13 protein-coding genes and 1 other RNA gene are annotated in these 13679 nt (G+C 38.5%); 7 read left to right on the forward strand and 7 right to left on the reverse strand.

Annotated features, from left to right (window positions below; translation table 11 throughout):
- The first annotated feature begins 171 nt into the window (after positions 1 to 171).
- The 3 genes from ACY10D_RS00935 (at position 172) to ACY10D_RS00945 (ending at position 2971) form a co-directional block, all read left to right on the forward strand.
- Positions 172 to 789 (forward strand): hypothetical protein, encoded by a 618-nt coding sequence (locus tag ACY10D_RS00935; RefSeq protein WP_486998941.1) that lies wholly within the window; start codon positions 172 to 174, stop codon positions 787 to 789.
- The gene (gene nagZ, locus ACY10D_RS00940; RefSeq protein WP_486998942.1) at positions 779 to 1759 is read left to right on the forward strand and encodes a beta-N-acetylhexosaminidase; all 981 of its coding nucleotides are present in this window, start codon (positions 779 to 781) and stop codon (positions 1757 to 1759) included. The genes ACY10D_RS00935 and nagZ overlap by 11 nt, the downstream gene beginning before the upstream one ends.
- 72 nt (positions 1760 to 1831) lie before the next feature.
- The gene (locus tag ACY10D_RS00945) at positions 1832 to 2971 is read left to right on the forward strand and encodes a mechanosensitive ion channel family protein (protein WP_486998943.1); all 1140 of its coding nucleotides are present in this window, start codon (positions 1832 to 1834) and stop codon (positions 2969 to 2971) included.
- A 22-nt stretch (positions 2972 to 2993) separates the two neighbouring features.
- On the opposite strand, the gene tmk is transcribed toward ACY10D_RS00945, so the two are convergent.
- The 4 genes from tmk to ACY10D_RS00965 form a co-directional block, all read right to left on the reverse strand.
- The gene (tmk, locus tag ACY10D_RS00950; RefSeq protein WP_486998944.1) at positions 2994 to 3641 is read right to left on the reverse strand and encodes a dTMP kinase; all 648 of its coding nucleotides are present in this window, start codon (positions 3639 to 3641) and stop codon (positions 2994 to 2996) included.
- 2 nt (positions 3642 to 3643) lie between these two features.
- Positions 3644 to 4384 (reverse strand): deoxyribose-phosphate aldolase, encoded by a 741-nt coding sequence (gene deoC, locus ACY10D_RS00955; RefSeq protein WP_486998945.1) that lies wholly within the window; start codon positions 4382 to 4384, stop codon positions 3644 to 3646.
- Complete coding sequence (locus tag ACY10D_RS00960) at positions 4374 to 5642, reverse strand: phosphopentomutase (protein ID WP_486998946.1); 1269 nt, start codon at positions 5640 to 5642, stop codon at positions 4374 to 4376. The genes deoC and ACY10D_RS00960 overlap by 11 nt, the downstream gene beginning before the upstream one ends.
- A gap of 94 nt (positions 5643 to 5736) precedes the next feature.
- Positions 5737 to 6306, reverse strand: a complete 570-nt coding sequence (locus ACY10D_RS00965) for a UPF0149 family protein (RefSeq protein ID WP_486998947.1) — start codon at positions 6304 to 6306, stop codon at positions 5737 to 5739.
- Positions 6307 to 6414: 108 nt separating this feature from the next.
- Between ACY10D_RS00965 and ssrS the strand changes: the two genes are divergently transcribed.
- A non-coding RNA gene (gene ssrS / locus ACY10D_RS00970) (6S RNA) lies at positions 6415 to 6595 on the forward strand.
- 36 nt (positions 6596 to 6631) lie between these two features.
- Here ssrS and ACY10D_RS00975 read toward each other — a convergent pair.
- A complete protein-coding gene (locus ACY10D_RS00975) occupies positions 6632 to 7273 on the reverse strand; it encodes a CvpA family protein (protein WP_486998948.1) in 642 nt (213 codons plus the stop codon).
- 150 nt (positions 7274 to 7423) lie between these two features.
- Here ACY10D_RS00975 and sthA point away from each other — a divergent pair, with 150 nt between their 5' ends.
- Positions 7424 to 8815: a Si-specific NAD(P)(+) transhydrogenase gene (sthA, locus tag ACY10D_RS00980; protein ID WP_486998949.1), complete on the forward strand. Its 1392-nt coding sequence runs from the start codon at positions 7424 to 7426 to the stop codon at positions 8813 to 8815.
- 2 nt (positions 8816 to 8817) lie between these two features.
- Here the strand turns inward: sthA and msrA are convergent, their stop codons facing one another.
- The gene (msrA, locus tag ACY10D_RS00985) at positions 8818 to 9396 is read right to left on the reverse strand and encodes a peptide-methionine (S)-S-oxide reductase MsrA (protein ID WP_486998950.1); all 579 of its coding nucleotides are present in this window, start codon (positions 9394 to 9396) and stop codon (positions 8818 to 8820) included.
- A gap of 325 nt (positions 9397 to 9721) precedes the next feature.
- On the opposite strand from msrA, the gene ACY10D_RS00990 reads away from it, so the two are divergent.
- Positions 9722 to 10507 carry a response regulator transcription factor gene (locus ACY10D_RS00990; RefSeq protein WP_486998951.1) on the forward strand — a complete coding sequence of 262 codons (786 nt, stop codon included), beginning with the start codon at positions 9722 to 9724 and terminating at the stop codon, positions 10505 to 10507.
- 14 nt (positions 10508 to 10521) lie between these two features.
- Here the strand turns inward: ACY10D_RS00990 and parE are convergent, their stop codons facing one another.
- Positions 10522 to 12411: a DNA topoisomerase IV subunit B gene (parE, locus tag ACY10D_RS00995; protein ID WP_486998952.1), complete on the reverse strand. Its 1890-nt coding sequence runs from the start codon at positions 12409 to 12411 to the stop codon at positions 10522 to 10524.
- Positions 12412 to 12434: 23 nt separating this feature from the next.
- On the opposite strand from parE, the gene ACY10D_RS01000 reads away from it, so the two are divergent.
- Positions 12435 to 13397, forward strand: a complete 963-nt coding sequence (locus ACY10D_RS01000) for a LysR substrate-binding domain-containing protein (protein ID WP_486998953.1) — start codon at positions 12435 to 12437, stop codon at positions 13395 to 13397.
- Positions 13398 to 13679: the final 282 nt, after the last annotated feature.

The following is a 13679-nucleotide window of genomic DNA, read 5'->3' on the forward strand; positions in this document are numbered from 1 at the left end:
TAAATACGGATGTCGAAATTTTGCAGCATTCTATCAAATTTTTTCTAAAAAACCTAAAAGAAATTGACATTTGATTAAATTCATATTCAAAGTAGCGCAAGAAAGACTATAAAATGCTTTATGCGCAGTATATAATTCAGGGCAGTTACAATAAATCTAGCATTAACAATAATGAATAGCTTTCAACAACAACTTAAGCATTTACGTGAACAACAACAATTAACCGTCGACGGTGCTGCAAGCAAAATGAGCTTCACTGCACAAACCATTCAGATGCTAGAAGATACTGATGATCTATTTTCACTGGAGTTACCCACGCAATCACTTAAAAACTATTATCGTAAATATGGCGAATGTCTTGGGATGCCTGAGCGCAAAATTGTGAGCATGTTAAATAGAATTGATTACTTGGATTATAAGCGCTCACGCAAAGGCAAAATGAAACCCTTTGATTACATTAATCGCTTGATCATTTTGATTTTGATTGTTCTGTTAGGGCACACGGTTTACGTGTTATATCAACAACAAAAAGCCAATGCTTTAAAACAAAGTGTCGTTACTTTGAGTGCGCCTATTGTTTCTAGTTCAACCGAACAAGATAATCCAACAATCTTGCCTCCAACGAATAACCAAACAAGTGGTTCTACTGCAACACCAAACACAACAACAGCTAATACAAATAATGCAACAACAATTAACCCCACAAGCACGTCAACAACAATAAATGCTATAACACCTACAATACCTCAAGCAAATGATGCGACACAGCAGCAATCAGATGAGCAATAAAATGCACACTAACCCAATCACTGCTCGCTTTATCATTGGTATTGAATCCACTGAATTAACCACCCACGACATCAATCGCTTACAAAACAAACACGTTGTTGGCGTGATTTTGTTTAGTCGTAATTTCATAACCTCAGATCAACTAAAGAAACTAACGACAGCCATTAAATTATATCGTAATGATCTTATTATTTGTGTTGATCAAGAAGGTGGGCGCGTTCAGCGCTTTAAAAGCGATCAATTCACACCACTACCCTCTCTCTATGAACTTGCACAAACAAATGATAAAACACAACTTAAACAACATGTCGCCACACTAGCCAATGAATTGAAACATCATGGCATTGACTTTAGCTTCACCCCCGTAGTTGACTTGTATTATCAAGATAGTCGTGTGATTAATACACGTGCTTTTGCTGAAAATGCAGATGACGTCATACATTATGCTAGGCAGTACATTGACACCATGCATCAATACAACTTACCTAGCGTTTTAAAGCACTTCCCAGGGCATGGCAGCTTAGCTGCTGACTCTCACACCGAAAGCGTTATTGATCATCGAATCTTAACTGACATTGAACAAACGGATTTACTGCTCTTTACCACACTTATTAGTGAAAATAAAGCCGATAGCATTATGGTTGCCCATCTATCTTACCCACAAATCGATACTGAGATTGCTTCACAATCGAAGTTTTGGCTTACGACTTACTTACGCCAAACAGTTGGTTTCAAAGGTATTATTTTTAGTGACGATTTTGGCATGGCGGCTGCAACTCAAACAGCTAAGCACCCACTAGAAAACTGTCAAAGGTTCTTTGACGCTGGAGGTGACATTGCTTTATTATGCAATGAATTTAGCGTCATGAATGAAATTCTCGATATTTTTAATAATACTTGCTATCAGCATGATAACGCCTTTAACGACCGTTGGCAGTGCTTTCAACATTTTTTTAACAACGGTTTGTAACAATATCCATATTGAACTTCTGAAGAATTTCCCTAGAATAATATTCATTACAAAAAGATTATTGAGTGACTTATGGACCCTATTACACAATATATGGATGTTAACAAAGCTTATGCTGAGTATGTTCATGCGCTAATCGTGATTATCGCTATTTTACTGATTAATGTGATTATTCGTATTGTACTTGCTGTTTTTGATAAAAGCCTTGCCAAAAAATCACCTTATTTGCGCATATTTTATCAAGCAGTTAATCGCCCTGTACGCTACATCACATGGATAATTGGATTATGGATTATTCTCACTCAATTTGTTAATTGGCAAGGTGAGCAGCCGCAAATGATTTTTGCAATTGCCAACAAAACTGTAAAGATCTTGGTAATCCTATGTATCGCATGGATATTATTACGATTCGCTGGCGGCATACGTAAATTATTTATTGAAAAAAACACACGCACTGATGGTGGTTACAATGACTTTAGTATGATTGAAACGGTCTATAAGGCTTCCCAAGCAATCGTTGTTATTTTACTATTTTTCAGTGTACTTGGTGCACTTGATATCCCTATTGTCGCTTTAGCTGGTATGGCAACCGTAGTAACGGGCTTTTTTGCAATTACACAACAAGAACTTATCAAGAACCTTTTTGGAGGTACCGTACTTTATCTTGATCGGCCTTTTGCCGTAGGGGATTGGATTTATACCGTTGATGGTAGTATTCAAGGAACGGTTGAAAAAATAAGCTTTAGACTCACCATTATTCGAGGATTTGATCGACGTCCTATTTATGTACCAAATGCTACTTTTCTAACCGCTGCGGTTGTTAATGCCTCACGTATGACAAACCGCCGAATTTTGCAATATATTGGTGTACGTTATCAAGATTTTAGCAAGGTACACCAGATCTTGCATGACATTCGCCAGATGCTTAAGAGTCACCCTGCAATTGATCAAACGTGTACAACATTGGTTTGTATTGTTAATGGCAACACCAATATGGGCTCAAATACTGAAGGTGTCTTTGGTTCATACTCGATTAATTTTATGGTTTACACCTTTACCAAAACAACCAACTGGGTAAAGTTCCAAGCCACACAAGATGAAGTCATGCTAAAAGTTGGTGAAATCATTGAGCAAAATGGTGCACAAATCGCTTTCCCTACAACCACTTTAGACATCCCTGAAGGCGCATTACATGAAGTCAATAGCAATTAGAGCGCAACTTACTCTTGATTCATTACTTAATAAATTTTAAAAACACGTCGGTTAACTGTGCCTGAACTTCTTCAATGGTGTTATTGGCATTAATCATAACACTTGTTTGCGGGTTATCTTTAACAAGCTTTAAAAACACCTCGCGCGCCCGATTAAAAAACGTTATCTTTTCCTGCTCGATCCGATCAAGCGCATTTCTTGATCTAGCACGCTGAAGCCCAAGCTCAGGATCAATATCCAAGTAAATCGTTAAATTTGGTTGAAAGGATGATAGTAATAAATCATTTAACTGCTTAACTTTATCAAATCCTAGCGCTCTGCCACCTCCTTGATAAGCCGAACTTGACCAGTTAAAGCGATCACTTACTACCCATTTGCCACTGTTAAGTGTGGGTTTAATTAATCTTTCAACATGCTGCATACGTGCTGCATACATAAGGAGCAATTCAGCCTCAGGACACAGTGCTTCCTCCTCATACGGTGTAATTAAAAGCTTACGTATCTTTTCAGCTAAAAAAGTACCGCCTGGTTCACGCGTAAAAACGGACTCAATTTTCTCTTGTGACAATATTTCACGAATAAATTCAATGGCAGTACTTTTGCCCGCTCCTTCTAAGCCTTCAATGGCAATAAACTGTGCTTTTTGATTATTTTGACTATATTCTTTCATCTCTAATAGCTGCTTGTGCTTGACTCAAGGTTTAATAAATTATTCAATAAACCGCTAACGCCAAAGCGAAAGTGCTGTTTATTAATATAGTGATCACCACACATTGAACGCGCCAATTGAATGTACTCAAGTGCCTCAGCATAACTTCTAATACCACCCGATGCCTTAAAGCCAACCGTACAACCTGATAAGGCAATTTCCTGCAGAATAATCTTTGCCGCTTCTAGCGTTGCACCAACAGCTGTTTTACCCGTTGAGGTTTTAATAAAATCTGCTTTAGCATTAATCATATCACGACTGATAATTTGGATAAGCTCAGATGATAACTCACCAGATTCTATAATCACCTTTAACGTACGATCGTGGCATAACTCTTTTGCCGCTTTGACCATATTTATCGCATGTGGCGATGTGCCATTTTCAAGATATTCTGTATAGGGAATGACTAGATCAACTTCATCAGCACCGATTTTCATCGCATTGTTAACTTCCATGACGACAGAATCAAGAGATGCCTTACCTTCAGGGAAATTAACCACTGTTGCAATCGCAATATCTGGATGAACTTTAGATTTAATATATGAAATAAATTCCGGATAAACACAAACTGCAGCGACTGCACCTAGATGATTAACGCTCTTTTGTAACAATTGATCCATACTCGCCTGAGTATCTGACTTATTCAAAGATGTCAGATCAATAAGAGAAACAATTTCCGTGAACTGACTGTGATCAACCAACATGTGCCATATCCGCTGATTTGAAAATCGACTGCCCACAGCTTAAGGGTGCTAATCCCATATAATCAGCGATGCTCTGACCAATATCAGCAAAGCTCATGCGCTCGCCAATGCTTTCAGTCGTGATATTTTTGCCCCACACCAGAAAAGGAATATGCTCACGCGTGTGATCTGTTCCCTGCCAACTTGGGTCACAACCATGATCCGCTGCAATAATAACAATGGTATCATCATCTAGTAGTTGATCAAGCTCAGGCAGGCGTGAGTCAAAATACTCCAATGCTTTGGCATAGCCCTCAATATCACGGCGATGGCCAAAACTTGAATCAAAATCGACAAAGTTTGTAAAAATAAGCGAATTAGGCTCAGCGTTTTGATACGTTGACAATGTGACATCGAATAACTCTGTTAGCCCCGTAGCTTTAATGCTTTGCGTGATTCCTTGATTAGCGTAAATATCTGCAATCTTACCAATTGAGACAACCTCGCCACCGGCTTCTTTTAATTTATCAAGCAAGGTAGCCTCCGGCGGCAACACCGAATAGTCTTTGCGATTTCCCGTACGCGCATATTCATTTGCTGACTCACCAATAAAGGGACGAGCGATCACGCGTCCTACTACTAATCCCATTTCATCCAGAAGCTCACGTGCAATCTTGCATATCTTGAGCAAACGCTCTAAACCAAAGTATTCCTCATGTGCTGCCACCTGAAAAACACTATCTGCTGAGGTGTAGATAATCGGCTTCTTTGTTAAACAGTGATTAACACCATGTACTCTAAGTACTTCAGTACCTGATGCGTGACCTGCGTCAATCACACCTTGCGTTAATTCACTGCGTTTTAGCCATTCATCAATAAATGCTTTAGGAAATACCGATGTGTCTTCATCTTCAGCATGACTACTTTGCGCAAAATAATGCCAATCAAACATTACCGGCACACCGGCAATCTCCCAGTGACCACTTGGCGTATCTTTGCCCTTACTATTCTCAACACAATAACCATACTTAGCCTCTACAACAGGCTCTTCTTCATATAAATCAATCGTAAGTTTACGCGCACGACTTAGTTCTGCGGCTTTCTGCAAACCACGTTTGGCAAGATTTGGTAAATCTAATGATCTTTTATACTGCGCACGATAATCGACAATATGCCCCAAGGTATCAGCACCTTGATCGCCAAATAGTTTGGCATCTTTAGCTTCACCAATACCAAAAGAATCCATTAATAATATAATTACTTTTTTATTATTTAACACGAATGCTTTTCCTCAAAATATATTTATGAATATATACCCACCACAAATCATTTTACAGAACTTTTTGCGTTGCAACTAAACACCGCAAAATGGTTTACGATGGGTATAAGCGTTTAAGTCCAAACTCACTATGAATAAGAAGTACCGCGACCTTCGTATATTCAACCAGTTCCATATAGGCTCTTTCTTCATCTTCTTGTCCGGTGACTTCATCATCATATTGCAAGCGCGACATATCGATTAAATCAGCAATTGCCTCTTGTACTTCTAAAGAACCTTTGGTGTAGTCGATCTCCATTAAGCCCAATCCTGACAAAAAGCCTTGACTCCACATGGCTAATGCATCAATTCGCATATAGAATTTTTCATCATCATCTGGCAGCAACAAATCAAAATGCATATCCTGCGCCAAAAATTGTGCTTTCGTTACCTGATACATTTCAGCTAATACTTTTAATGCATCTTGTGCAACAACGTCACCTGCCTCGATGGGCTCAGCCATTAGTGAATCCATCCATGCTTCAATGCGCACCTCAGCACCCCCTGTAAAAAGCGCACACAACAAAGCATGTGCCTCAGAAGCCTCAGATAATGCATTGATTTTGCGCAGTGCAGCAGTCACCTCCTGATAATCAGGTAAAACTTGTTTTTCCGTTATTTGCATAAGTGTTTTTATCATTATAATCAAGATGCCTATATCGTATCATTTTTTTTACAACAAATCACTTGCACTTAGTAACATATGCTTCTATGATTTCAGGTGTAAGTTTAGTGTTGCCTGTGCTGTTAGCCAGTCCTTACATTCTTGAGCCGATGTATTTATATCGGGAGCGTAGATACTTGTTTTAGCGTGCATGCTCGGCCTAGCTGAGAAGCCCAACGAACAGCAAACGCACCCACTTGGTTCTTGAGGGTTCAAGAGCCATGTAAGCAGCGGCAGATATGGGCGGCACTATAAAAATTCCTTTCTATTTTTCCACACTAAACCGTCAACCAATAGCATCTAACTCAGCTTTTGATTTATGAAACTCCTGTTCTTGATAATTATTTGAGTTATTTTGATCAGCGTTATTATTTGTTCCTTCTTTATCATCACTACCTTGGTCACTTCTATTATATTTATAGATACTATTGTTATGTATTTTTTCATGAACATCTTCTGGCAATTTATGATCAACCCAAACCGCTCCTTTAACTAACCACGGCACCAGTAATGAATCCTGCCAAGCTTCTTGCTCAGTGAGCGCCTTGTTATAACTAAGCACACCAACAATTAAACTCACCACAAGTGTTGATTTAACAATGCCAAATAAAAAACCCAATAAGCGATCCGTAACCGTCTGATGATCTTTACGAAAGACACCAAAAATAATATGTGCCACACCACCTAGAAGCCAAACAAAGAGTACAATCGCAGAAAACGAGATCCAAAATGCCACTTCAGGTGAGTTAAACCACTTCGTAACAAAATTCATATCAAGAGAATCAGCAAAAAAGTAGGCAGACACTGCAGCAATCAACCAAGTCAGCAAAGAGATTAATCCGCGCACAAAACCTTGTGAAAAGCCAATAATTGCAAAGCCAAACACAATAATAATAAAAATCCAATCAAGCCAATTTAGCAGTGACATTACTTCTCCTTATAAGCCTAAAACAGTTTTTATTGTAGCGCCCTTTTGACACTTATCAATCATTGCGCTGAAACAATGCTTAAAAAGTTCCACATGCCCATAATCCATATGCTACAATTTGCAGCAAATTTCCAGAAAGGCGTAAATACCATGCAATTCGATTCTTTTGACTCTTTTGACTACGATGTCATTGTTATCGGCAGTGGACCTGGTGGTGAAGGTGCCGCAATTAAGGCAGCTAAATCAGGTCTTAAAGTGGCGATTGTTGAATCCGAGACTATCGGTGGCAACTGCACACATCAAGGCACAATTCCAAGCAAAGCACTGCGACATGCAGTATCTCACTTTTCTTTTCATGCGAAATATCATGATTATAGCTACCCACAAATGTTGGAAAATGCATCACGTGTTATAAATGCCCAAACCGAGCTAAAAACAGGGTTTTACAAACGCAACAATGTAGATATGCTGCATGGCTTTGCACGCTTTATCGACCCACATACCATTTGTATTTGTTCAACACACGAAGAAGAACAAACCAAAGAACAGTTCAAAGCAAAATACTTTGTCATTGCTACGGGCTCAAGACCTTATCATCCAAAGGATATTGATTTTAATCACCCTCGTATTTTAGACAGCGATAGTATTTTACACCTTGATGATAACCCCAAAACCATCTCTATTTATGGTGCAGGTGTTATTGGCTGCGAATATGCCTCTATTTTCCGCACATTAAAAATCCGTGTCAATTTAATTAATAACCGCGAACGACTATTATCTTTTCTTGATAATGAGATTATTGATGCCTTGAGTTACCACTTTCGCGAGCAAGGTATTCGCACGCATCATAATGAGCACTATGACAGCATTGATGCCAATGATAACGAAGTAATCTTAAAATTAAAATCAAATAAAATCATCAAATCAGATTATCTATTGTTTGCCCAAGGACGCACAGGTAATACTGATCAATTAGGGCTTGATGCAATTGATATTGAAACAAATATCCGTGGATCAATTGAAGTTAATCAGAACTATCAAACCCTTAAGCATCCGCATATTTATGCTGTTGGCGATGTAGTTGGTTATCCATCTCTTGCCTCTGCGGCTTTTGATCAAGGACGCTTTGCTGCAACGCATATTGCTGAAGGCAAGTGCACCAACCATTTAATTAAAGATATTCCAACTGGAATTTATACCTTGCCTGAAATTAGTTCAGTTGGTAAAACCGAGCAAGAACTCACCGAAGAAAAGATTCCATACGAGGTGGGGCACGCCTTTTTTAAAGATCTTGCACGCGCGCAAATCTCAGGCAAAACTGCCGGCATGCTTAAGCTTATTTTTCATCGTGAAACACTACAGTTATTAGGCATTCACTGCTTTGGTAGCCAGGCTTCTGAGATTATCCACATCGGACAGGCGATCATGTCACAAAAAGGTAAAGCCAATACATTGATGTACTTTATTAACACAACATTTAACTACCCTACCATGGCTGAAGCCTATCGAGTTGCTGCATTAAATGGATTAAATAGATTGTAGATTTATTGCCAAACTTCCTTTAATCGTGCATTGCGCCCACATTGCCAACGATAAAATGCATAACTGATAGGATTTTTTAGATAATATTTCTGATGGTATTCTTCAGCTGGCGTGAACATGGTGCTCGGACGTAACTGCGTATATATTGGCTTGTTTAGATAAGTTTTAGTTTTTTCAATCATAGTTTGCGCTATTTGCATTTGTTCATTGTTTTGATATAGAACTGCACTTTGATATTGCGCACCCAAATCACAAAATTGCCGATCTTTGACCGTTGGATCAATGTGTTTAAAGAAATAATTCAAAAGTTGAGTATAACCCAGAATATCATCCTCATACCAAACTTTAACAACCTCTAAATGGTCTGTCTTCCCTGTTGATACCTGTTTGTAGTTTGGGTATAAAGTTGTCCCACCATCATATCCTACTTCAGTTTTGACAACGCCCTTGAGCTTATCAAAATCCGCCTGCACACACCAAAAACAACCTCCGGCAAAAATTGCTACCTTTGACTCGGCATAACCAACTTGCGTCAAAATATAAAATCCTATCAAATTCACAAACTTTAAATATCGCGACACTTTATTACTCCAATTCATCTATCAACCTATTAAGTTATAGATCATAAAAAAGCCAAACACAATTAAGCGTAAATTACATAAAACACTAAAAATACTAAAAGCACAGCCGATCTGCTTTTTATATTTTTTATATTTCTTATCTGTCAACTTGCAACACATTATGAATAATAAATCACTTTTTAAGCAGTTGTGCTATAAACAACATGGAAAATCCGAAATATTTTAAATATAATTATGCTCAATACGATCATGTGTTACTTAGTTCAATCTATTATTAACAATGATCTGGGAGATTTTTTTAAACCTAAAGATGATGAGAGATGCCATGAAAGAAGATAACAGTATATTATTGGTTAGCACCAATAAAGAAAATACCAAAGACCTACAAACATTACTTCAACGTTACTTACACCAAACAAACATTGCACTTTCAGGACAAGAAGCCTTGGACTTATTAGCTGCTAATAAAAACACCAGAGTGGTGCTCCTTGATTTATTATTACCTGATATGTACGGCATTGAGCTATGCAAAAACATTCGTGAACGCTATCCAAACATGGCCATTATCTTTGTCTCAAAAAATACCGATGCTACCGAGATTGTATTGTGCTTTGAAGCAGGCGCTGATGACTACATTGAGATTCCGTACAACCAGCATGTTCTTATGGCTCGTATCAAGGCTAAACTACGTGATCGCAATACCACGCAATCACCATACGCTATTACAGGCTCAGTCAATATTGAAGACATAAACATCAGCGATTACAATCAAATCCAATTTGGTAAATGGGTATATCATCCACGTAAATCATTGGTAACACATCCTGATAACTCAGATATTTATCTAACAGACAAAGAAGGCGCCTTGCTTAAACTTCTACTGTCTGACCCGAGTAAAACCTTTATGCGTGAAGAAATTGCCAAATATTTGAATTTAAATATCAAAGAAAGCATGGTGCGTGATGTTAACATTCATGTTCATCGACTCCGCAACAAATTAACGCAAGGTCACAACTCAAGCTCGCCAATTAAAGCAGTACGTTCACAGGGTTATACATTAGATTCATATTTGACGTATGTTTATGACAATAAAGAAGTTTCGTTTTTGTAATTTCTCTTCCTAAATCACTCTAAATCAGCTAAATTCCCTTGCTGCTCCAACCAATGTTTGCGGTCTAATGAGCGCTTCTTAGCGAGCATCTCATCCATTTCCTCTAGATCAAAGCGCTCATCACTGGATAATGTCAATTGCACAAGACGTCGGGTATCCATTGCCATTGTTGATTCTCTTAACTGCATCGGATTCATTTCCCCCAAGCCTTTAAAGCGCAAAACATTGGTTTTAGCTGATTTTTTATTTTGGGCAATTTTATGCAGAATAACATTCTTCTCAGCTTCATCTAACGCATAATAGACTTCTTTACCGACATCAATTCTAAATAATGGTGGCATAGCCACATAGATATGCCCTTTCTCAACCAATGGTTTAAAGTGACGCAAGAATAAAGCACATAGTAATGTCGCAATATGCAAACCATCCGAATCTGCATCCGCAAGAATACAAATCTTGCCATAACGTAATCCTTCTAAATTATCACTGCCTGGATCAACTCCAATTGCTACTGCGATATCATGAATCTCTTGTGATGAGAGCACCTCTGATGAATCAATTTCCCATGAATTTAGAATTTTTCCTCTTAATGGCATCACCGCCTGAAATTCACGATCTCGCGCTTGCTTTGCCGAGCCACCTGCGGAATCTCCTTCAACTAAAAAGAGCTCACTATATTGGGTATCTTGTGTCACACAATCCGTTAATTTACCAGGCAATTGTGGGCCTTGGGTGACTTTCTTACGCACAACCTTTTTCTCAGCCTTAAGACGTTTTTGCGCGCGCGAAATAATTGCTTCAGCAATTTGATTTGCTGTTTCAATATTTTGATTCAACCACAAACTAAAGGCATCTTTGACGTGTGTGGCAATAAAGTTCACACAATCACGTGATGATAATCGCTCTTTGGTTTGTCCGGAGAATTGCGGTTCAGGCATTTTAAGTGATAATACATAACAAAGGCCAGCAAAGATATCATCCGGCATAATTTTAACCCCACGCGGCAAGATATTATGAAGCTCACAATACTCACGCATTGCATCTAACAGTCCTGATCTTAAGCCATTAACATGTGTGCCACCTAAAGGTGTTGGAATCAAGTTAACATAGCTTTCTGTAATTAGGTTATCACTTTCTTGTGGCCAACAAAGCGCCCAATCAACAACATATTGCCCATCACTAAAAGAGCCTGAAAAAGGTGTCTCTGGCAATATCTCAAGACCGTCAATTTTCTCTTGTAAATAAGCCAATAACCCACCGTCGTATTGCCAAGTCATGCGATCATTTTGCTCATCGTTTTGATAGTCAACAGTAAGACCTGGACACAATACTGCTTTAGCTTTTAATAGGTTCTTTAATTTACGCGTTGCATATTTGGGTGTATCAAAATATTTAGGATCCGGCCAAAAACGTACCGTAGTCCCTGTATTTTTTTTGCCAACTTCGGATACTATCTTTAATTCTTCAACCTTGTCACCATGTTCAAAAGCAATAAAATAACGCTTACCATCACGTTTGATAAACACTTCAACACGCAAACTTAATGCATTAACGACGGATACACCAACCCCATGAAGTCCACCTGAATAAAGATAATTTTCTTTGGAGAATTTTCCGCCGGCATGCAAACGTGTCATAATCAGCTCAACACCTGATATCCCTTCCTCTGGATGAATATCAACCGGCATACCTCGACCATTATCTTCAACCTCAAAACTACCATCATCATAGACTCTGATATTAAGCTTATTGGCATGCCCTGCTAATGCTTCATCCACTGCATTATCAATCACCTCTTGTGCGACATGATTAGGCGTTTGCGTATCGGTATACATTCCCGGGCGTCGTTTAACAGGATCAAGACCCGATAAAACTTCAATGGATTGAGCAGTGTATTGATTCATAACAAAATGGTGCTTATTATTTTATGTCTAATTTTATCGTTTATTCTGGCACAAAATCGAGTAATCTTAAATCTAAATGCTGCCTTGAATGGAAAATTATGAATATCGGTGACTTAGAATATATTATTGCTGTTGCCAAACATAAAAACTTCAATAAAGCAGCACAAGAATGCTTTGTTAGCCAACCAGCACTTAGCATGCAAATTAAAAAGCTTGAGGATGAGTTAGGTGTTGCCATTTTTGAACGCTTCCAAAAAAGTGTGCTTGTGACCGCTATTGGGCAGCAGATTATTGACAAAGCACAATCACTATTAACCATTGCTCAAGATATAAGAGACTTGTCAGCAATGCATAATAAAACAGAAGACCTATTATTTAGAATTGGACTATTCCCCACACTTGCGCATTATCTGTTACCACAGCTCATTCATACAACCTTAGCGGATAAGAGCCCTATTAAGATCTACCCTATTGAGGAAAAAAGCCCTACGCTCATTCAAATGCTACAATCAGGTAAAATTGATGCCGCTCTTTTAGCGCAAGAACCTTTACCACAAGGACTGGAGTTTTTACCGCTATTTAAAGATACATTTAAACTTGCTGTGTATGAGGGGCATCCTTTAAGTCAATTACAAGAGGTTGATATATCAAAGCTTAATGATGAAGCCATGCTTTTTTTAGAAAAAGGTCATTGCCTGCGCGAGCAAGTCTTATCTTTAAACATCAATCCTGCACAAAGTATCCAGTGTAATGCCACAGGTCTTGAGACTTTAAGACAAATGGTGATTGCTAAACTCGGCATTACCATTATCCCTGAAATTGCTACACTTACCTCACATAATGGCATTCATTATATTGACTTTAAGACACCGGCTCCTTTCCGTGAGATTGGTTTGGTTTATCGTCGTGGCTCTGCAATTACTAAATGGCTAAAAGCTATTGAACTACTTGTGAAAAAAAGCGTGCCAAGTTTGGCTTCTCATTAAATTTTAAACCCGCTATACCCATCGTGAATCATTTTGCAATGTTTAGTTGTTAAGAAGTTTGTGAAGATATTGATAAGCTGGGTTGCAGGTAATAGCTGAGACTATTAGCAAAATTCAACTTATCAGTATCACGCAAAATCCGAAGCAAGAAACTCTGTAAAATGGTTTATGATGGGTATATAATCCACTTTGTTAACTAACTGGCGTTACGCACTTTAGAAAAACTATGACTTTATAAACACCCCGTCAGCCTACGGCTGCCACCCCTCTTGCAAAGAGGGG

Source organism: Cysteiniphilum sp. (genome assembly GCF_057495195.1).

Bases quoted from the DNA above. Each gene is read 5' to 3' on its own strand.
- tmk (WP_486998944.1), bottom strand. From the start codon at position 3,641: ATGAAAGAATATAGTCAAAATAATCAAAAAGCACAGTTTATTGCCATT.
- ACY10D_RS01000 (WP_486998953.1), top strand. From the start codon at position 12,435: ATGTCTAATTTTATCGTTTATTCTGGCACAAAATCGAGTAATCTTAAA.
- ACY10D_RS00965 (WP_486998947.1), bottom strand. From the start codon at position 6,306: ATGCAAATAACGGAAAAACAAGTTTTACCTGATTATCAGGAGGTGACT.
- ACY10D_RS00945 (WP_486998943.1), top strand. From the start codon at position 1,832: ATGGACCCTATTACACAATATATGGATGTTAACAAAGCTTATGCTGAG.
- sthA (WP_486998949.1), top strand. From the start codon at position 7,424: ATGCAATTCGATTCTTTTGACTCTTTTGACTACGATGTCATTGTTATC.
- ACY10D_RS00990 (WP_486998951.1), top strand. From the start codon at position 9,722: ATGAAAGAAGATAACAGTATATTATTGGTTAGCACCAATAAAGAAAAT.
- ACY10D_RS00935 (WP_486998941.1), top strand. From the start codon at position 172: ATGAATAGCTTTCAACAACAACTTAAGCATTTACGTGAACAACAACAA.
- deoC (WP_486998945.1), bottom strand. From the start codon at position 4,384: ATGTTGGTTGATCACAGTCAGTTCACGGAAATTGTTTCTCTTATTGAT.
- parE (WP_486998952.1), bottom strand. From the start codon at position 12,411: ATGAATCAATACACTGCTCAATCCATTGAAGTTTTATCGGGTCTTGAT.
- nagZ (WP_486998942.1), top strand. From the start codon at position 779: ATGAGCAATAAAATGCACACTAACCCAATCACTGCTCGCTTTATCATT.
- ACY10D_RS00975 (WP_486998948.1), bottom strand. From the start codon at position 7,273: ATGTCACTGCTAAATTGGCTTGATTGGATTTTTATTATTATTGTGTTT.